This window comes from Marisediminicola sp. UYEF4 (genome assembly GCF_040546025.1).
Taxonomy (GTDB): domain Bacteria; phylum Actinomycetota; class Actinomycetes; order Actinomycetales; family Microbacteriaceae; genus Marisediminicola.
Map to the genome: position 1 here is coordinate 117,361 of NZ_JBEPNA010000003.1, position 18,976 is coordinate 136,336.

At 69.5% G+C, this 18,976-nt stretch carries 14 protein-coding genes; 6 read left to right on the plus strand and 8 right to left on the minus strand.

The window, feature by feature from the left end:
• The first annotated feature begins 118 nt into the window (after nt 1-118).
• The gene (locus ABIB15_RS04955) at nt 119-1,648 is read left to right on the plus strand and encodes a CYTH and CHAD domain-containing protein (protein WP_354475754.1); all 1,530 of its coding nucleotides are present in this window, start codon (nt 119-121) and stop codon (nt 1,646-1,648) included.
• Between the two features lie 352 nt (nt 1,649-2,000).
• Here ABIB15_RS04955 and ABIB15_RS04960 read toward each other — a convergent pair whose 3' ends face one another.
• From ABIB15_RS04960 to ABIB15_RS04985, 6 genes are all read right to left on the minus strand, one after another.
• Complete coding sequence (locus ABIB15_RS04960) at nt 2,001-2,696, minus strand: alpha/beta hydrolase family protein (RefSeq protein ID WP_354475756.1); 696 nt, start codon at nt 2,694-2,696, stop codon at nt 2,001-2,003.
• Nucleotides 2,697-2,737: 41 nt separating this feature from the next.
• Nucleotides 2,738-3,769 (minus strand): glutathione S-transferase family protein, encoded by a 1,032-nt coding sequence (locus ABIB15_RS04965; RefSeq protein ID WP_354475758.1) that lies wholly within the window; start codon nt 3,767-3,769, stop codon nt 2,738-2,740.
• 30 nt (nt 3,770-3,799) lie between these two features.
• Nucleotides 3,800-4,699, minus strand: a complete 900-nt coding sequence (locus ABIB15_RS04970) for an aminodeoxychorismate lyase (protein ID WP_354475760.1) — start codon at nt 4,697-4,699, stop codon at nt 3,800-3,802.
• 787 nt (nt 4,700-5,486) lie between these two features.
• The gene (locus ABIB15_RS04975; protein ID WP_354475761.1) at nt 5,487-5,987 is read right to left on the minus strand and encodes a hypothetical protein; all 501 of its coding nucleotides are present in this window, start codon (nt 5,985-5,987) and stop codon (nt 5,487-5,489) included.
• Nucleotides 5,988-6,097: 110 nt separating this feature from the next.
• Nucleotides 6,098-6,880 carry a glycosyltransferase family 2 protein gene (locus tag ABIB15_RS04980; RefSeq protein ID WP_354475763.1) on the minus strand — a complete coding sequence of 261 codons (783 nt, stop codon included), beginning with the start codon at nt 6,878-6,880 and terminating at the stop codon, nt 6,098-6,100.
• Nucleotides 6,832-9,300: an ATP-dependent DNA ligase gene (locus ABIB15_RS04985; RefSeq protein WP_354475765.1), complete on the minus strand. Its 2,469-nt coding sequence runs from the start codon at nt 9,298-9,300 to the stop codon at nt 6,832-6,834. Before ABIB15_RS04985 ends, ABIB15_RS04980 begins: the two co-directional genes overlap by 49 nt.
• A 104-nt stretch (nt 9,301-9,404) precedes the next feature.
• Between ABIB15_RS04985 and ku the strand changes: the two genes are divergently transcribed.
• Nucleotides 9,405-10,268, plus strand: coding sequence for a non-homologous end joining protein Ku (gene ku / locus ABIB15_RS04990; protein ID WP_354475767.1), 864 nt, complete (start codon nt 9,405-9,407; stop codon nt 10,266-10,268).
• Between the two features lie 306 nt (nt 10,269-10,574).
• Here the strand turns inward: ku and ABIB15_RS04995 are convergent, their stop codons facing one another.
• Entirely contained in the window at nt 10,575-12,056 is a 1,482-nt protein-coding gene (locus tag ABIB15_RS04995; protein ID WP_354475769.1) for a DNA-3-methyladenine glycosylase 2 family protein, read from the minus strand.
• A gap of 109 nt (nt 12,057-12,165) precedes the next feature.
• Here ABIB15_RS04995 and ABIB15_RS05000 point away from each other — a divergent pair, with 109 nt between their 5' ends.
• The 4 genes from ABIB15_RS05000 (at nt 12,166) to ABIB15_RS05015 (ending at nt 18,053) form a co-directional block, all read left to right on the plus strand.
• On the plus strand, nt 12,166-13,080 hold the full coding sequence (locus tag ABIB15_RS05000; RefSeq protein WP_354475770.1) for a ribokinase: 915 nt from the start codon (nt 12,166-12,168) through the stop codon (nt 13,078-13,080).
• Nucleotides 13,077-14,489 carry an FAD-binding oxidoreductase gene (locus ABIB15_RS05005; protein WP_354475771.1) on the plus strand — a complete coding sequence of 471 codons (1,413 nt, stop codon included), beginning with the start codon at nt 13,077-13,079 and terminating at the stop codon, nt 14,487-14,489. The genes ABIB15_RS05000 and ABIB15_RS05005 overlap by 4 nt, the downstream gene beginning before the upstream one ends.
• Nucleotides 14,486-15,703 carry a PrsW family intramembrane metalloprotease gene (locus tag ABIB15_RS05010; RefSeq protein WP_354475772.1) on the plus strand — a complete coding sequence of 406 codons (1,218 nt, stop codon included), beginning with the start codon at nt 14,486-14,488 and terminating at the stop codon, nt 15,701-15,703. The genes ABIB15_RS05005 and ABIB15_RS05010 overlap by 4 nt, the downstream gene beginning before the upstream one ends.
• Before the next feature lie 106 nt (nt 15,704-15,809).
• Nucleotides 15,810-18,053, plus strand: a complete 2,244-nt coding sequence (locus ABIB15_RS05015; protein WP_354475773.1) for a HelD family protein — start codon at nt 15,810-15,812, stop codon at nt 18,051-18,053.
• Here the strand turns inward: ABIB15_RS05015 and ABIB15_RS05020 are convergent.
• A protein-coding gene (locus ABIB15_RS05020; protein ID WP_354475774.1) for an IS5 family transposase occupies nt 18,050-18,947 on the minus strand; the annotation gives its coding sequence in 2 pieces (ribosomal slippage) (nt 18,050-18,595 and nt 18,597-18,947; 897 coding nt in all). The two genes, ABIB15_RS05015 and ABIB15_RS05020, sit on opposite strands and share 4 nt — an antisense overlap.
• Nucleotides 18,948-18,976 lie beyond the last annotated feature (29 nt).

An 18,976-nucleotide genomic window follows, 5' to 3' on the forward strand; every position in this document is an offset into this window, starting at 1 on the left:
AATGAGGGTGGCGATCCCCACTGTCGCGGCGATCGGTCCTACGCTATTGATCACGACGCCTCGAGCAACGGTGGAGCCTCCCCGGTTCGGGCGCGGGATCGGTGGCACGAGCATGTCAATGACGACGCACGAGGAAATCGAGCGCAAGTACGAGGTCGACGAGGATGCGTCGGTTCCGGACCTCTCCGACATCGCGACGGTGGAGCCGGCGGGGGAGCTGCTCCTCACGGCCGACTACTTCGACACCGACTCCGGCGACCTCGCCGCGCACCTCGTCGTGTTGCGACGTCGCGTCGGCGGGGGCGACGAGGGGTGGCACATCAAGTTCCCCGCTGCGGTCGGGCGCACCGAGCTGCACTGGCCGCTGTCGATCGGAGCGGCGGAGGACGCGTACCACGACGCGCCCGCCTCGGTGCCCGCCGAGGTGATCGCGCCTATTCTCGCGCTCGTGCGCGCGAGACCGCTTCGGATCATCGCCCGCCTGCACACGCGCCGCACAGCGCTGCACCTCGTGGGCGATTCGGGACAACGACTGCTCGAGCTCGCCGACGACCGGGTTGAGGCGAGCGATGTCGCCGCGGGCACGCTCAGGATCTGGCACGAGTGGGAGACCGAGCTGCTCGGTGGCGCGCCCGAATCGCCGCAGGCGCGCTCCGCCCTGCTCGACGCGGTGGAGGAGCGGCTGCTGGCCGCCGGGGCGCGGCCGGCCGCGAGCGCGTCGAAGCTCGCGACCGCGCTCGGTCGAACTAGCCTCGCGCCGGCGCAGCAGGCTGCGTCACTTGACCGGGCGAGCCCGGCATCCGAAATTCTCCTCGCGGCGATCGGCGCCCTCGTCGCGGACATCGCCAGGATCGACCCGCTCGTGCGGCTCGACCGGCCCGACTCGGTGCACCAGTTGCGCACGAGGGTCAGGCGGCTCCGGAGCTTGTTCGTCTCGTATCGCCGCGTTTTCAACCGCGCGGTGACCGACCCGATCCGCGATGAGCTCCAGCACCTCGGGGTCGTGCTGGGCGAGGCGCGGGATGCCGAGGTGATGCGGGATCGCGCGCGCGCGCTGATCGCCGACCACGACGCGCTCGTGGCCGGACTCGGCACGCGACTCGTCGACGGCTGGGCGGGCGCGTACTCCGATGCGCACGGGCGCGTGCTGGCCGAGCTGTCGTCGCCGCGGTACCTGGCTCTGCTCGACTCGCTCGACGAGTTCCTCGCCCGCCCGCCGCTCGCCGAGGACGCCTTCGCGTCGGCCCGCACGGCGATTCCACCCGCGTTGGCGCGGGACCTGAACCGGGTGCTGCGCACCGCGAAGGCCGCGGATGCTGCCCAGACAGAGCCCGAGCGGATCGAGCTTCTGCACGCCACACGCAAGGCCGCGAAGCGACTGCGCTATGCCGCCGAGGCCGTCAGCGCTGGCGTCGGCGGCGTGTTCGGCCGCCGGGTGCGCACGGTGGCGGCGGCCGCGGAGGCCATCCACGACCTGCTCGGCGAACATCGCGACAGCTCGCTCATGCAGGAGTACCTGCGGGCGACCGCTCGCTCGGGCGAGCACGCCTTCGACTACGGGGTGCTGCACGAGGTCGAGCGGCACGGCGCGGCGCTGTGCCTGGCCGACTACCCCGGGGCGCTCGACGACCTCAAGCGGCTGCGCTAGCGGGCGCGCCCGGCGCGATCTGGCTGCGCCGCGCGAGCGTAAGAGTGACTTTTCGCCGAGTGTGCCTCGTCTCGCCGAGTGTGCCTCTAGCACGAGGCTCTCTCGGCGCGAATGGTCACACTGGGCGTGCGGATGCCCAAGCGCGACGCCTCGGTGCAGGTCCCAGGCAGCATGCCCGCCGCAATGGGCACGCGCCGCGCGTAGTGGCTGCGCCGCGCGTAGTGGCTGCGCCGCGCGAGCGTCAGCGTGACTTTTCGCTGAGTGTGTCTCTTTTCGCCGAGTGTGCCTGCAGCATGAGGCTCTCTCGGCGCGAATGGTCACACTGGGCGTGCGGATGCAGAGGCGCGACGCCTCAGTGCAGGTCCCAGCCGGGGATGACCTCGAAGGTGGACTGCTGGCCGATTCCGCGCTCGAGGAACGCGACGAGGTCGTCGAGCGCGCGCCGGGAGCCAGGCACGGCCCGAGGGTAACGCGCCCACTCGTCGGCAATGTCCCGGTATTCCGTCTCCCGCACCGCGACGCCGGAGCGACGCATCGCGGCCTCGAGCTCGACGACACCGGCCCGGTCCGCCGCCGACTGCGACGCCTGCAGCAGTGTCGTCGGGAGACCGGCGGGCTCGAGACCAGGTATCCCCGGAGGTGCGACGAGAACGAGGCGCGACGCCGGCAGCATCCTGCTCGCCCGCACACCGTCCTCCGCACGATCGCCCTCGGCAACGACGGCGCCGAGTCCGACATCCAGCCCCCGCTCGCGGGCGATCCCGCTCGCGTGCTCGATCGCCGAGGCCGCATCCTCGTCCACCCCGGCGACGTAGGCGAGGCCGGGCAGGCGGGCGGCGATCGACCCCGCGAGCCAGCGGAGCCCCGACGGGTGTCCGCTGAGGCACACAACGAGGCACCTGGCCGCCGAGCCGTCACTCTGCCAGAGCGTGCCCTGCCCTGAGCGCACTGCCGAGACCCCGCGCACGCGGGGGGATGCCGCGGCGGCAGCGAGTCCGGGGGCGCGGCGTTCCGCCCACCGGGCGAAGCTGAGAAGGTGGCTGGCCATGGTCGGTCCTCGAGTCGATGGATGCGGAGGTGCGGCCGGTGCTACGCGACGCCCTGGCCGGGCTGGACCTGCTCACCCGGAAGAGGAGGCGCCGGGGGAGTGCCGTCGCCGAACGGGCGTCCGCCGAGCGATTCCCTGCCGTGCGGGCTCAGCCAGCCTGACAGGTCGGGACCCTTGGGTACGATTCCGGTCGGATTGATGTCGGTGTGCACGAGGTAGTAGTGCTGCTTGATCTGCACGAAGTCGATCGTGTCGCCGAAGCCGGGGGTCTGGAACAGGTCCTTGGCGTAGGAGTACAGGGCCGGCATCTCGCTGAGCTTGTTGCGGTTGCAACGGAAGTGCCCGTGATAGACCGCGTCGAACCGGACGAGCGTCGTGAACAGCCGCACGTCTGCCTCGGTGATGGTGTCGCCGACGAGGTATCGCTGGTCCGCGAGCCGCGCCTCGAGGGCATCCAGCCTGTCGAACAGACGGTCGTACGCGTTCTCGTAGGCACGCTGCGAGCCGGCGAACCCGGCACGGTACACGCCATTGTTGACATCGCGGAAGATGACATCGTTGATGTCGTCGATCTCCGCGCGCAGCTCGACCGGGTACAGGTCGGGCGCCCCGTCCCGGTGCAGCGCGCTCCACTCGGTCTCGAAGTCGATGGTGATCTGCGGGTAGTTGTTGGTGACGACTTTTCCGCTCGCGATCTCGACGATCGCGGGGACGGTGATTCCGCGGGGGTAGTCCGGGAATCTCGCGAGGTAGGCCTGCTGAAGCCGCTCGATCCCGAGCACGGGGTCGAGGCCGCCGGGATCGAGGTCGAAGATCCAGCTGCGCTCGTCGTGCGTCGGTCCGGGCATCCCGAGGCTGATGGCTTCCTCGAGCCCGAGCAGGCGCCGCACGATCGCGGTGCGGTTGGCCCACGGGCAGGCCCTGGCCGCGACGAGACGGTACCGGCCGGCCTCCGCGGGCCAGCCGTCCCGCCCATCGACGGTGATGCGGTCCTCGATGTAGGCCGTGTCGCGCGTGAACTCCGCGCCGGGGGTGACGTAGGAGCCCTGGGTGGGCTGGATGTCTTCGGTCATTTCGCCAGCCTAAGCAGTGCTGTCTGCAAACTAGTCGCGGCGTCCGGCGAGGTAGCGGTTGAATTGCGCCGTGAGGTCGGCCTCGGATGCGCGGGGGGTTCCGTCGACGGCGGTCACCGGCGCGGCGTGGCGCACGCTCGACACGAGCCAGACGGCGTCCGCCGAGTGCAGATGTTCGGTGGTCGTCAGTTCGAGGGCGGTGGGGATGCCGTGCTGGGCGGCGAAGGCGAAGAGGCTGTCCTGGGTGGTGCCGTCGAGGATCGCGAGACCTGGACCGGGCGTGACGAGCCGCCCGTCGCGCAACAGCAACACCGTCGAGGTCGGGCCCTCGAGCACGACGCCGTCGGAGCTGACGAAGATCACGTCGTCGGCTCCGCGCCGCTGTGCCTCGCGCAGTGCCGCGCTGTTCACCGCGTAGGAGAGGGTCTTCGCTCCCTGGAGGAGCCACGGCGAAATGCTCGCGACATCGTGCCGGTAGCCGCGATCCAGCGTCACCACGCGCAGCCCGTCGCGTCGTGCCGCAGCGAAGTCCGAACTGGCGAAGCCGTGCACCCATCCGGTCGGGCGGCCGTCGCCCTCAATGCCGCGGGTGTAGATCGTCTTGATCGCTGCTTCGCGGTGGCCGGCGAGGGAGTCGGCCACCGCGGTAATCGCGGCCCGCCATGTATCGAGGTCTGGTTCGGGCAGGTCGAGGGCGGCCGCCGACCGCGCGAAGCGGCGCAGGTGTGCCTCGAGCGCCTGCGGGGTGCCCGACACCGCCCCGATCGTCTCGAAGATGCCGTCGCCGCGGGTGATCCCGAGGTCGCGCACGCCGATATGCACCGCGTCGGGGTCGACGAGCCGGAGCGGGGCCGCGCCGTCGAGACTCGCCGGCGCATGCCGGGAAGGCTGGTTCAGGATCGCGAGGGTGGATGCCGGAGTGGTGCTCATCGCCTCAGCTTAGGGAATCTGCGTCGGCCCGCCGGCTGCGTCATGCTCGGCTGGCGCCGGAACGACTCGACACAGATGTTCGCGGGACCGCCGGTCCACACCCGCCGCATCGGCCGAAAGTTGGGTAACTACGACTCGCCCAGTGCGCAGATACGGTGTGTTCACCGGCAGCACCAGCCAGTTTGTACCCCGAATTCGCCCAATTTCCCTTACCGGGGTCCCCCTTTATGTGGACCCCCGGTCTGGGGGCCGCGCGCTCGGGCACGCGCTGCCTACAGTAATACCAGCAACTTAGCCGGGGGGCTAGGGATGACGGCGGCTCGTGGTCGGCATCGGATCGCGGGGGCGATCGGATGCGGACGTCAACGACTACCGGCCGCCGTCATCACTGCGAGAAGGGCCGCTGCTTCGGGAGCATCGGCATCCTTCTGTTTCGCCGCAGACGGGGGTCTGGGGTTAACGAGAACGGGGGCGGGAACCGCGGATCATGACGGTTCTCGCCCCACTTCTCGATCCATCACGATGACGTCGCGGTCACGGATCGAAGCGCCCTGACCCTCACGACTCGGGAATCGAACTCAGGCGTCGGGCGCTTATGCAGCGAGAGTACGCCGACAGTCGAGAATGCTGGTACCCCTTGACTTGATCGCGGGAGGCGGGTCGAGGTCGCGGCGATCAGAGCAGACGCGGGTGTTGTTCACTGGCGCGTATGGGGATTACGCTCACGCGAGCGAATAACACCCGCGCGAGAGTGCGGGCGGCCAGGACACTCGCGGCGGGCGCGGAGCTAGCTCTTGTCGCTGCTGCCCTCGCTGCTGGCTGCGGTGTCGTTCTCTGTGCTCGAGTCGCTGCCCGTGACCTTGTCGGCGACGCCCTTCGCGGCCTCAGCGACCTTCTCGCTCACGTCCTTCGCGGTGTCGGCGATCTTCGACGCGGCATCCACCGCTCCGGCGGCGGCGACCTTGGCGCCCTCGGAAACCGACTGGCCGGCGATCTTCGACGTGCCCGCGATCTTCTCCCCAGCTGCCTTGGCTCCCTCGGCAGCGACTTTCGAGCCCTCGGCGATCTTCTGCGCGGCGACCTTGGCGCCTTCGGCAACCTTGTCCGCGACGATAGGGGCGTTCTCCTTGACGAAGTCTTCCGCTTCGTGAACGACCTTCTGCACGCGTGGGTCCTCCCACGCCTCGGTGCTCTTCGCCTTGAGGCGCTCGTAGGGCGCCCGGCCCGATCGGGCGCCGAGTACATATCCGGCGGCGAGCCCGACGATGAAAATCAGTTTGAGGCGCATTGCGGAATCCTTTGGTCGAAAACGATCTCGTGTGTGACGCGTGGTTCTACGCTACTTCGTACCCGCCGAGCGTGCGACCACGGACGGGCCGACGGACGTGCACGCCGAACTTATCGCCCCAGCGAGTTCAGGAATCGGCGGCGCCAGCGAAGCACGGGTTGCTCTCGAACCCCGTGCACGGCCACAGTGTGCATCGCCCGCTTGGTGCGGATCAGCATCGACACAGGTCCGGAGAACGGGCGGGAGGAGATCCCCACCTCGAGCCGCCGATCGACAAGCACGGTCGAGGCGGGGCCGAGATGGTAGCTCAGGTCGAAGTCGTCGTGCACGTCGGGGTCGTCGCGGTGCACTCCGGCCGAAACCTCGCGCCAGACGCACGCCCTGATGGCAAAGTTCGACCCGAACAGCGGACGATGGGCGAGGGCGCCGTGCGCCAACACGAAGTAGGCGCGCATGTAGAAGACGTCGGCGAGTGCGCGGCGCACGGGTCCCAGCTTGTAGAAACGTCCGGGGCCGGTGATGGCCGCGGCCTCCGGATGCGCGTCGAGTTCGCTCGCGATGCGCTCGAGCCAGTCGTCGCCGGGTCGGGAGTCGGCGTCGCAGCGGGCGATGACGTCGCCGCTCGCGTGATCGAAGCCCGTCGCTGCGGCGGCCCAGATGCCTTTCCTGCGTTCCGGAATCACGGTCGCTCCGTGCCGCAGGGCGACCAGCGCGCTGTCGTCGGAGCTGTCGTTGTCCACCACGATGATCTCGAGCGCGGGGATCGTCTGGCCTGTGAGGGCAGACAGGCAGAGGTCGAGTTCTCGCGCGTCGTTTTTGACAGGCACGACGACACTGATTCTTGTCACGTAGTTTCCCGCGCGACATCGGCCGCGTTCTTGTCTGGTCTCCATCCGCGCCAGGCGGGATGACGCAGTCGTCCTGTCGACGTCCACTCGGCGAACTCTACCTCTCCGACGAGCGTGGGGGCGAGCCAGTGCGCGTCGGCCGCGTCGCCCCGTGGTACGTCGTCGAAGGGGGACTCCCGGCATTCCAGCCCACGGAAGCGGGCGGCGAGCTCGTCGAGGGCGCGGTCGCTGAATCCGCTGCCGACGCGCCCGACGTAGTGCAGGGAGCCGTCGCCGGGCACGCCGAGCAGGAGCGAGCCGACCGAGCCGGCGCGGTGCCCCCGGCCCGGGCGCCACCCGCCGATGACGACCTCCTGGGTCAGGCTGTTCTTCACCTTGATCCAGCTGCGGGAGCGCCGTCCCTCCGCGTACGTGCTGGCGCGTTTCTTGGCGACGATGCCCTCGAGGCCCAGCTCGATGCTCGCGGCGATGGCCGCGTCGGCATCCCCGTCGAACACGGGCGACACCTCGATCGGGCCGCGCCCGGTGACACCTTTCTCCAGCAGCGCCCGGCGATCGGACCAGGGCCGCCCGATGAGGGACTCGTCATTCGCCTCGAGCAGGTCGAACACGACGAAGCGAGCCGGATGCCGCCTGGCCGCGGCCCTGGCGTCGCCGCCGCTGAGGTTCATCCGGGTCTGGAGCAGGCCGAAGTCGGGCCGGGCCCGGGAATTGAACACGACGATCTCGCCGTCGAGCACCGCTGTGCCGTGCTCGAGGAGGGAATCGTCCACCGCCTCGCGCATCTCGGCGAGGTCGGGGTAGCTCCCGGTCAGGTCGTTGCCGTTGCGGCTGGTGAACGTCACGGCATCCGGTCCGACGGCGGCGATCGCGCGGATGCCGTCCCACTTCATCTCGATCGCCCAGTCGTCGTCGTTCTCGTTCACGTCGGCGCGGGTTCCGAGCGTCGCGAGCATCGGCGCGCTCGCCCTGCGCGCAGTCGCGGACGGCGACGTGCTCGGCGCGCGCTCATTCGTCCCCGGCCCCACGGCCCTGGAGCGAGGGGAGCGCATGAGGTGGATCAGCCACTTGTCGTCGCCCGTGTGGATGAGCGCGTACTTGTTGGTGCCGTGACTCTCGCCGTGCACGGTGACGATGACCTCCTCGCCCTCGCGCCACTTCTCGAGTTCGTAGGTTCCGGCGTCCCAGATCGTGACTTCCCCGGCGCCATACTCACCCGGCGGGATGATGCCCTCGAAGGTGCCGTACTCGAGGGGATGATCCTCGGTCTGTACGGCGAGGTGGTTCGTGCGCGGATCGCTGGGCATGCCCTTGGGCAGCGCCCAGCTCACGAGCACCCCATCGTGCTCGAGCCGGAAGTCGAAATGCAGCCGGCGGGCGTGGTGCTCCTGAATCACGAAGCTCCTGCCGTCCGTGGCCGGGGCGGTGGACTCCGGCACGGGCTCCGGCGTCTTCGACCGGTCGCGCATGCTCCGGTACTTGTCGAGCCGGTCTTTGGATTCGGCGGTCGGCTCGAAGTGCGCCATTCGTCGTTGGGTCGGCTCGAGCGCCGCGAGGTGGCCGGCGCTGAGCCCGGCGAGCGGGTCGCCGTGACGGGAGAGCCGGTCGAGCACGTCGCGGTAGTCGAGCTGAGCGAGTCGGGGCGACGAGAGCTCGCGCCAGGTGCGCGGCGCCGCCACCGTCGGCCGGAGGCGCCCCCGCAGCGAGTAGGGCGTGATCGTGGTCTTGCTCTGGTTGTTCTGGCTCCAGTCGACGAGCACCTTGCCGCCCCGCAACGCCTTCTTCATGTCGCTCACGACGAGGTCGGGATGGTCGGCCTCGAGAGCGCGGGCCAGTTCGCGCGCGACGCGCGACACCGCCTCGGAGTCCTGGCCTCCGTCGAGCGCGGCGTAGAGGTGGATGCCCTTGCTCCCGCTCGTCACCGGCATCGGATCGAGCCCCATCCCGGTGAGGATCCTCCGCGCGAGACGAGCGACCTCGGCGCACTCCGCCAGACCGGCACCGTCACCGGGGTCGAGGTCGAGCACGAGCCGGTCGGGGTGGCGCACGAGCCCGGTCCGGCCGAACTGCCACTGCGGCACGTGCAGTTCGAGGGCGGCGGACTGGGCCAGCCAGGTGAGGGTCGCCCGATCATTGACCAGGGGGTACTCGGTGACACGTTCGCGGTGCGCCATCCGTCGGCGCTGCACCCAGTCGGGAGTGCTGGCGTCAAGGTTCTTCTGGAAGAACGAGGGCTCCGGATGCTCGCGTGTGCCGACTCCGTGCACCCAGCGCTTGCGCGTCACAGGCCGATTCGCCGCGTGGGCGACAAGCACGTCGGCGACTCGCGAGTAATAGTCGAGCACGTCGGCCTTCGTCGTGCCGGTCTCGGGGTAGAGGACCTTGTCGAGGTTGGTGAGGCGGATGCGGCGGCCGTCCACGGTGACGATCGTCGGCGCCGACCGGATGGCCTCGATTCGGGACATGGCTCATCCTCACCGGGCACCCGCCCGGGGGCCACCCCCTTGACCGTGCGGTCGGGAGCAACACGGGGTTCCGCCAGACGAATTCGCGTCGCACAATGGTGCACATGCGAGCGATCTGGAGCGGCGCGATCACCTTTGGCCTCGTCAACGTGCCGGTGAAGCTGTACAGCGCCACCGAGGACCACGACGTGAAGCTGCACCAGGTGCACGATGACGACGGCGGGCGCATCCGCTATCAGCGGCGCTGCGAGGTGTGCGGCAAGGTCGTCGACTACGAGCACATCGACAAGGCCTTCGACGACGGGGAACGAACGGTCGTTCTCACCGACGAGGACTTCGATGCGCTTCCGGCGGAGAAGAGCCGGGAGATCGACATTGTCGAGTTCGTTCCGACCGAGCAGATTGACCCGATCAGGTTGGACCGCAGCTACTTCCTCGAGCCGGCGTCGAAGTCCACCAAGGCGTACACCCTGCTGCGCCGCACCCTCGAGGAGACCAACCGCACCGCCATCGTGCAGTTCGCGCTGCGGCAGAAGACCAGGCTCGGGGCTCTGCGGGTGTATGACGACGTGCTCGTTCTGCAAGCGCTTCTGTGGGATGACGAGGTGCGCGAGGCATCATTCCCATCCCTCGACGAGCCCGTGTCGATCTCGGCGAAGGAACTGGAGATGTCGGAGGAGCTCATCCGCAGCTTCGAGTCCGACTTCGAGCCGGAGAGGTTCAGCGACAACTACCAGGACCAGTTGCGCAGGCTCATCGAGGCGAAACTCGAGAGTGGCGTGGCCATCGGCACGGAGGCGACCTTCGGGGAGAAGCCCCGGGACGCGGGCGGCGGCGAGGTACTCGATCTCATGGAGGCGCTGCGCAAGAGCATCGACAAGTCGCGTGCCTCCAGCGGGCAGGAGAGCACGGGTGCTCGGCGATCACCGCGGGCGACGAAGCCGAGAGGCAAGGCCGCATCCGGTTAGGTGCTCGTTTGTCGCGGATGCGTACCCCACAGGGGTACAAATCGGCGTACCATCGTATGTGGACCCGGATTCAGCCGGGCGATGAGTGTCAACAGTCACCTCGAGGCGGTCAACCCGCGTCGCCAGCTGCGGGGCGACAACGAGGCCGGCGTTTCGGGACACCGGCATCCGGTTCGTGCACTGCGCACTCGATGGGCCGACCTGGCTTACCGCTCCTTCAGAGCCAGGTCCGCCGCCCTCCCCTCGCCAAGTGCCGATCATGAGCGCGAGCGGGCCCCGTGGTGGCAAACCATTGATCGCGGGCCGTCAGCGGTTCGCCGACCGCCACAGGTGCATGCCGACGTAGCTGCGCCAGGGGGCCCAGCGCTCGCCGTGCGCGGCCAGTCCGGGCCTCGTCGCCGGGAGCCCGAGGAGGGCGGCGCTTCGCAGCATCACAAGGTCACCGCTGATGAGAACATCCGGGTTGCCGAGCACCCGCATCGCCACATAACCGGCGGTCCACGGGCCGATACCGGGCATCGCCACGAGCCTCGCAATCAGTTCGCTCGCCGGCATCCCCACATCGATGACGAGCGATCGGTTCGCGAGCGCCTCGGCCACCCCGATGATCGCCGCGACCCTCGGCGCCGGGCCCCTCAGCACCCGTCGGCCCTCGTCGGCCAGCTGGGTCGCGGTGGGGAACAGCCCGCTGTCGCCGCACAGGTCGAGGCAGATTCGCGCGAGCACAGTGCGCGCGGCGGCCACCGACACCTGCTGGCCGATGAGCGTGCGGAACAGGGTCTCCTCCGAGTCGAGGCTGCCGGGCAAGCGCACGCCGGGGTTGCGGGCGACCGACGGGGCCAGCGCCGGATCTCGGGAGAGGGCCTCGTCGATTGCCGCAGCGTCTGCATCGAGGTCGAACAGGCGCCGCACGCGTGCGACGAGGGTTGAGAGGTCGGCGACGTTGTCGAGCCGGGCGGCGCAGGTGACGACGCTCTCCCCGGCGTGGCCCCGGTCGAGTCCGAGCTCGATCATCGCTGTGCCGCGAGGAAGGCGCACTCGTCGGGCGTAGTGCATCGCGCCTCCCGATTCCACCCCCGGGATCGCGTGATCGGCGAAGAAGCGCAGGAGGCCCTCGCCATCGAACGGCGCCCGCGCGGGAAGGCGTAGCGTCACGGCCGTCGACTCTCCAGCGGATGACCGGTTCGGTGCGGGGGCACGCTGCGCGGAAGCTCGAAGCTGCGTCGGGGTGCGTTCGTACACGGCGGCGATCGTCTCGTTGAACTGGCGCACGCTCGAGAATCCGGCGGCGAAGGCGACATCGGCGATCGGCAGGTCGGTCGCCGCCAACAGGGTCCTCGCGGTCTGCGCCCGGTGGGCGCGGGCGAGGGCGAGGGGGCCGGCCCCGAGTTCCTGCACGAGCACCCGGGTCAGATGGCGCGGCGTGTAGCCGAGGGTCTCTGCGAGCCCCGGCACGCCGCGCCGATCCACCGTGCCGTCCGCGATCAACCGCATCGCGCGCGACGCGAGGTCGTCACGCGAATTCCACTCCGGAGAGCCGGGCACGGCGTCCGGCTGGCACCGCTTGCACGCCCGCAACCCCGCCTCGTGAGCTGCGGCCGCGGTGCGGTAGAAGGTGACGTTGCTCGCCTTGGGGGTCAGTGCGGGGCAGCTGGGACGGCAGTAGATTCCGGTCGAGCGAACCCCCGTGATGAATTGGCCATCGAAACGGGCATCCCGGCTCGACACCGCCAAGTATCTCGCGGCGAAGAGTGGATCGGCCGGACCGACCGCGGCGGTGATGCTCACCCATTGACTGTTGCACGGTGTGGCGGCCATCGCCAGCGGAAATCGGACATGACCGCGCCTGGCCGGGCACGCGGAGTTCTGCACCCGTTCTGATCTACAGTGAAACGAAATGGACCCCCAACACGCAGGCGTCGTCGTCATCGGCAGCGCCAACATGGACATCGTCGTCACGGTGGACCGCGCGCCGTCGCCCGGTGAAACGGTGCTCGCAGACCCCGCCGCCCTCTACCCCGGCGGAAAGGGCCTGAACCAAGCCGTCGCCGCCGCCCGGGCCGGGGCACCCACCACGTTCGTCGGCGCACTCGGCACCGACGACCACGGCGACGCACTCGCCGGGGTCCTCGCCGCGGACGGCATCGGCGCCGATCTCGTGCGGCGCTCCACGGCGCCCACTGGGCAGGCGTTCATCGTCGTGGATGGCAACGGCGAGAACACCATCATCGTCGCATCCGGCGCGAACGCGACGATGCTCACCCTCACGAGCGAGGCACGGACCGCGATCGCCGAGGCGGCGGTGCTGCTCATGCAGCTCGAACTCCCGCTCCCGATCGTGCTCGAGGCCGCGGCGGCCGCACGGAGGGCCGGCACCACGGTCATGCTCAACGCCGCACCGGCCCGGCAGCTGCCCGACGAGCTCCTCGACAACCTCGACTACCTCATCGTGAACGAGCACGAAGCGTGCCTCGTCGCCGGCGACGACGATCTCGATCGCGCCTCCGGCGCGCTCGCCGCACGCGTGCCCCGGCTCATCGTGACGCTCGGCTCGCGGGGGTCGGTGCTCTACGCCGGCCGTGCTGAGGCGGGACGGGTTGCCGCCCCTGTCGTGACCGCGGTCGACACCACCGGCGCCGGCGACACCTACTGCGGTGCGTTCGCCGCCGCGACCGCACAGGGGAGCGAGCTGATCGTGGCGGCGGCATTCGCGACCGCCGCCGCTGCGCTGTCGGTGCAGACGCTCGGGGCGGTACCGTCCATCCCCACCCGTGCGCGCATCGAGGCGATGATCGTGACGGCGTCGGGATGACCACGCCGTCACGCGGTCCGAGCGACGGTGCCGCGGTCGTCGCCGCCCTGCGCGCCGCCCTCGGCGACGCGGTCTCGGTCGAGATCGGCGCCCTCGAGGCCGCGCGAGCAGACAGATCCGGGCATCGCTCGCTGTGCGCTCCTCTCGCCGTCGTCTTCGCGGGCTCGATCGCCGACGTGCAGGCGACCCTGAGGATTGCGACCGCGCACGAGACGCCGGTCGTGACGCGAGGGGCGGGCACCGGGCTCGCCGGCGGGAGCATCGCCGGCCTCGGCGAGATCGTCCTGTCGACGATCCGGATGAATCGGGTGCTCGAGATCGCGCCCGCCGACGAACTTGCCGTTGTCGAGCCGGGCGTCATCAACGCCGACCTGAACGTCGCCCTCGAGGGCCACGGACTCTGGTTCGCCCCGGACCCTGCGAGCAAGGCCATCTCGACGATCGGCGGCAACATCGCGACCGGCGCCGGGGGCCTGCTCTGCGCGAAGTACGGCGTGACCCGCGAGGCGGTGCTCGGCCTCAGGGTCGTGCGCTCCGACGGCACGCTGCTCGAGCTCGGCCATCGCAGTGTGAAGGGGGTCACCGGGCTCGACCTCACCGCTCTGATGATCGGCTCAGAGGGCACGCTCGGCGTGATCGTCGAGGCGACCGTCAAACTCCTGCCGGTTCCGACCGGGTTAACGTGGACCATCGGCGCCTGGTTCGCCGACGTGCGCACCGCGGCTGCGGCATCCGCGGCCATCACCGCCGCCCGTGTTCGCCCGGCGGTGATGGAGCTGCTCGACGCGCGCGCCGTCGAGTTGATCGGCGCCCACCTGGGGCTTCCCGTGCGGGATCGCCGGGCGTACCTGCTCGTGCAGACCGACGGTTCGGCCAGCGAGTCGGAGGCGGCCCTCGCCGCATCGATCATCACCGAGCTGGGCGGGGACGCGAGCCTCACCGACGATCTCGTCGCGGGGGAACGGCTGCTCGCGATCCGCCGGGCCTTCCACCCCGCGATGGAGGCCTACGCCCGGCTGGGGGCCGGGACGGGGCGCGGGAGCGTGCTCATCGAGGATGTGGCGGTGCCCAGATCCCGGCTCGCGGAGATGTTCGACGCGATCGGTGACATCGAATCGCGGCACGACCTCGTCATCCCCACCGTCGCGCACGCCGGCGACGGCAACCTGCATCCCAATTTCCTCTTCGGGGGAGATGTGATCCCCGATCGCGTCTGGGCCGCCGCAGGCGAGCTGTTTGAGGTGGCGCTGGCCCTCGGCGGCACTCTCACCGGTGAGCACGGGATCGGCCTGCTCAAGAAGCGGTGGCTCGGTGACGAACTCGGCTCGGAGCAGCTGGCCCTGCAGAGGCAGATCAAGGCCGTCTTCGACCCACTAAACATCCTCAACCCCGGCAAGGTCTTCTCATGAATTCGAACCCCGCATCCGACAGCGCCGGCGACTACCGCCCCATCGCCACCAACCCGCATCCGGTTCCGGCCGCGCCCGTCACCGTTCCGCGCCCCAGGGCCGATCCCATTTTTGTGGTCGCGACCCTCGGCTTTGCCCTGCTCGCAATAGTGGGCGTGGCCGTCGCCGCGTACCTCGTCTATGCGCTCGGCACCGGCGCCGCGGCAGTCGCGTTCGTCCTGGCACTCGTGCCGCTCGCCATCGTGCTCGGCACGATCGCCTGGATCGACCGGTGGGAGCCGGAGCCACGCGCCGCGCTGATCTTCGCGCTTCTCTGGGGGGCGGCGGCATCCGTCGGGATCGCCCTCGTCTTCTCCTTCATCGCACAAATCGGCCAGGCACTCGCCGGAGTCGACGACAGTTACGCCACGGTGTTCTTGAGCGCGGTGGTGCAGGCGCCCGTCGTCGAGGAGGTGAGCAAGGGGTTCGGTATCTTGCTGTTGTTCTGGGTGTTCCGCCGGCACTTCGACGGCCCGGTCGACGGGCTCGTCTACGGCGCGATGATCGGGGTCGGTTTTGCCTTCACCGAGAACGTGCAGTATTTCGGCCTCGCCCTCACCGGCACCGACTTCGCGGGGGTCAGCGAGATCTTCTTCCTCCGCGGAATCCTCTCCCCGTTCGCCCACGTCATGTTCACGGCGTGCACGGGGATCATCCTCGGATTCGCCTCCCGGCGCGCGAGCAGAGCCAGCGCGATCGGGTACTTTTTGATCGGTCTCGTACCCGCCATCGCCCTGCACGCGTTCTGGAACGGGATGGCGTTTGTCGTCAGCGACTTTTACGGGTACTACCTCGTCGTACAGGTTCCGCTTTTCCTGCTCGGGATCGCTTTCGTGTACTTCCTGCGTCGTGCGGAGCAGCGGGTGACCGCGGAGCGGCTGGCCGAATACGCGGCAGCCGGCTGGTTCACCGCGGGGGAGGTGGCGATGCTGTCAACGGCGACGGGCAGGGCGAGAGCCAGGGTCTGGGCCGCCCGGCACCGCCTCGCGACGCCGTTCGCGGACTTCACCCGAACGGCCACACGACTGGCCTTCGCGCGCCAGCGCCTCATTTCGAGCCGCGACCGGATCGGGGCGCAACACGCTGAGGCGGCGTTGCTCGCGCGCATCACCACCGACCGGCTCGCCCTCGCCGGCCTGCCGCCCATGCCGGAGCGCGCGCCGCGGGTACCGTAGCGTCTGGCCCGAGAGGGCACCGCGCAATCGTGGCGAAAAGGGCACTGGTCAGAGGCGCTCGACGGGGCGCGTAAACTTGCACGCTGGAATTCGGGAGATGTGAGTCGTGACTAAGAGCGAACTGGAACGCGAGCGGGAGTACGTCGCAGGCCTCTACGCGCGCCTCGACGAACTGCAGGATCTGGCGAGAATGCAGCTCCATCAGGTGCGCAGGCAGGACGTCGGGGGCAACCATCAGAGTCGCTCCGAGCGCGACGCCTTCGCCCGAATCTACGAGGACCGCATCGTGCAGCTGCGTGAGGTCAACGAGCGCCTCGCCTTCGGCCGGATCGAGCTGGAAGCCACGGCATCCGACGACGCGGACGGCGACGTCCACCGCTACATCGGCCGTATCGGGCTGCGCGACGTCGACCTGAAGCCGGTGCTGCTGGACTGGCGGGTGCCACAGGCGAGCGCGTTTTACCAGGCGACCGCGGCGAACCCGCTCGGCACGAGGGCCCGTCGCCACCTCATCTCGGCGGGGCGCAGCATCACCCGCATCGAGGACGAGGTCTTCGACGCCGAGCTGTTGGGCGAGGCCGGGCTCGAGCTTCAGGGGGAGGGGGCTCTGCTCGCGGCGCTCACCGCCGAGCGGACCGGCCGCATGTCCGACATCGTCGCGACGATCCAGGCCGAGCAGGACCGCATCATCCGCTCCGATCTCAAGGGAATCCTCGTCGTGCAGGGCGGCCCCGGCACTGGCAAGACGGCCGTGGCGTTGCACCGCGCCGCCTACCTGCTCTACTCGCACCGTGAACGGCTCCGCAACTCCGGCGTGCTCATCGTCGGGCCGTCGCGATCGTTCCTGCAGTACATCGAGGCCGTCCTGCCGTCGCTCGGCGAGACGGGCGTCGTGCTCGCGAGCGTCGGCCAGCTGTTCCCCGGCGTCGATGCCGCGACCGAGGATGCGCCGGCCGTCGCGGCCGTCAAGGGATCCGCCGCCATGGCGGAGCTCATCGCTCGCGCCGTGAAGTCCCGCCAGCGAGTGCCCGCGGCCGCGCAGGAACTTGACGTCAATGGCGACCGTGTCACCCTCGACCCGCAGCTGATCTCGAACGCGATGCACCGTGCACTGCAGAGCCGCAAGCCCTACAACGAGGCGCGAGTGGTGTTCGTCAAGAACGCGCTCGCCCAGCTCACCCGACAGTGGGCCGACCAACTCCGTTCGCAGGGCAACTCGGTCGACGAGTCGGACCACTCGATGCTGCGCGAGGATCTGCGCTCATCGATGGACGTGCGCGTCGCCCTCAACACCGCGTGGCTTCCACTCACGCCGGAGAAGCTCGTGCAAGACCTCTACGCCCGGCCGCAGTGGCTCGCCGAGCTCACCCCCCACTGGACGGACGAGAAGCGGGCACTGCTGCGCCGCAGTCGCGACGCGCCGTTCACGGTCTCCGACATCCCACTGCTCGACGAGGCGGCGGAGCTGCTCGGGGAGTACGACGTCGTGAATGCGGCCGAGAAGCGCGAGGCGAAGCAGCAGCGCAAGCGGGACATCGAGAATGCGGAACGCGCCATCGAGAACATGGATGTCGCCGGCCAGGTCAACGCGGAAGACCTCGCCGACAGCTTCGCCGAGGGCGTCGCCACGGGCACTACGGCAGAGCGCGCCGCCGCCGACCGACGTTGGACCTACGGCCACATCGTCGTCGACGAGGCGCAGGAGCTCTCGCCGATGCAATGGCGGCTGCTGCTGCGCCGCTGCCCGCTGCGCTCCTTCACGGTCGTCGGCGATATTGCGCAGGCCGCGTCCGCCTCGGCTTCAGCCGATTGGCCCTCCGCGCTGCGCACCCTCGTCGGCACGGCCGAGCAGGGCGAGAGGTGGCGGCTCGAGGAGCTCACGGTGAACTACCGCACCCCGAGCCAGATCAGCGTCGCGGCCGAGCGGATGGCGATCGCGCACGGGCTCGCCGTCACACCGTCGACGGCGGTGCGGGAGAGCGAGTGGCCGATCCGGGTCACCGGCTCGCTGCTCGAGGCCGTCCGCCACGACCGCGCGATCTCGACCGAGGGCACACTGGCCGTCATCGCGCCGGCGGGCGAGGTCCGCACGGTGTTCGCACAGCTGCGCGCCGAGTTCGCCGGGCACATCGGGCTCGGGTCAAACGGGCTGTCCCGTTCCATTGCGGTGCTGAGCCCGCAGGATGCGAAGGGGCTCGAGTTCGACTCGGTCGTCGTCGTCGATCCGCGCGGTGTCGTCAGCGAAAGCGAACGTGGTGCGGGCGCACTGTACGTCGCCATGACCAGGCCCACCCAGCGGCTCACGCTCGTGACCGACGGCGACCTGCCGACGGGCGTGGGCGAGGCCTAGGGCGTGTCTGACAATTGGCGGCTCCAGGCGATGACGGCGTTGAGGACGACTGCGGCGCGGTAGGTGGTGGCGAGTTTGTCGTAGCGGGTTGCGAGTCCGCGCCATTGCTTGAGGTCGCAGAAGCGTCGCTCGATCACGTTGCGGTTCTTGTAGTCGTCGGCATCGAACGCGGGCGGGCGTCCTCCTCGGGATCCTCGACGTTTCCGGTGCCCGATCTGGTCCGACGGTTGAGGGATCACCGCGGTGATGTCCCGCTCGCGAAGGTGGGTTCGTATCGCTCGGGACGAGTAGGCCTTGTCGCCACGCAGCGCGTCGGGCCGTGTTCTGGGTCGACCGGTTGGGCGTTGCACGCGCAGTTCGGCCAGCAGCGGAAGCAGCATGGGCGAATCGCCAGCCTGCCCGGCAGTGATCGCGATCACCAACGGCAGGCCGTTGCCCTCGACGAGTTGGTGGACCTTGGTCGATAAACCGCCCCTCGACCGCCCTATTCCGTGATCAAGCGGCTCCAGCGTGCTCGAATTCTTGTAATTCGATGAAGCCCCCTGTGTGGCGGGTGATGTTGCTCGCGTGCTGGTGAGCGCGGGCGATGGTCGAGTCCACAGACAACGACCAATCGATCAAGCCGGCCGCATCCGCCGCCGCGGTCAGTCTCGACAGAACCTGATCCCAGGTTCCGTCGACCGCCATTCGGTGATGCCAGGTCCAGACCGTCTGCCACTTCCCGAACACTTCAGGAAGATCTCGCCACGCGATCCCGCACCGATACCGGTAGATGATCGCCTCGACCATCGTGCGCGCGTCCGCGAACGGCCGGCCCTTACGACCGGTCGGTCGCGGCAACAATCCCTCGATCAACGACCACTGAGCATCCGAAAGCAACCGAAAGCGCGACATCCCGCCAGCATGCCCGACAACACCGAATC

What these genes read in the sequence shown, in the direction of transcription:
- ku (WP_354475767.1), top strand. Translation starts at nt 9,405, where the DNA reads ATGCGAGCGATCTGGAGCGGCGCGATCACCTTTGGCCTCGTCAACGTG.
- ABIB15_RS04955 (WP_354475754.1), top strand. Translation starts at nt 119, where the DNA reads ATGACGACGCACGAGGAAATCGAGCGCAAGTACGAGGTCGACGAGGAT.
- ABIB15_RS04985 (WP_354475765.1), bottom strand. Translation starts at nt 9,300, where the DNA reads ATGTCCCGAATCGAGGCCATCCGGTCGGCGCCGACGATCGTCACCGTG.
- ABIB15_RS04965 (WP_354475758.1), bottom strand. Translation starts at nt 3,769, where the DNA reads ATGACCGAAGACATCCAGCCCACCCAGGGCTCCTACGTCACCCCCGGC.
- ABIB15_RS05005 (WP_354475771.1), top strand. Translation starts at nt 13,077, where the DNA reads ATGACCACGCCGTCACGCGGTCCGAGCGACGGTGCCGCGGTCGTCGCC.
- ABIB15_RS04960 (WP_354475756.1), bottom strand. Translation starts at nt 2,696, where the DNA reads ATGGCCAGCCACCTTCTCAGCTTCGCCCGGTGGGCGGAACGCCGCGCC.
- ABIB15_RS05000 (WP_354475770.1), top strand. Translation starts at nt 12,166, where the DNA reads ATGGACCCCCAACACGCAGGCGTCGTCGTCATCGGCAGCGCCAACATG.
- ABIB15_RS05010 (WP_354475772.1), top strand. Translation starts at nt 14,486, where the DNA reads ATGAATTCGAACCCCGCATCCGACAGCGCCGGCGACTACCGCCCCATC.
- ABIB15_RS04970 (WP_354475760.1), bottom strand. Translation starts at nt 4,699, where the DNA reads ATGAGCACCACTCCGGCATCCACCCTCGCGATCCTGAACCAGCCTTCC.
- ABIB15_RS04975 (WP_354475761.1), bottom strand. Translation starts at nt 5,987, where the DNA reads ATGCGCCTCAAACTGATTTTCATCGTCGGGCTCGCCGCCGGATATGTA.
- ABIB15_RS04980 (WP_354475763.1), bottom strand. Translation starts at nt 6,880, where the DNA reads ATGGAGACCAGACAAGAACGCGGCCGATGTCGCGCGGGAAACTACGTG.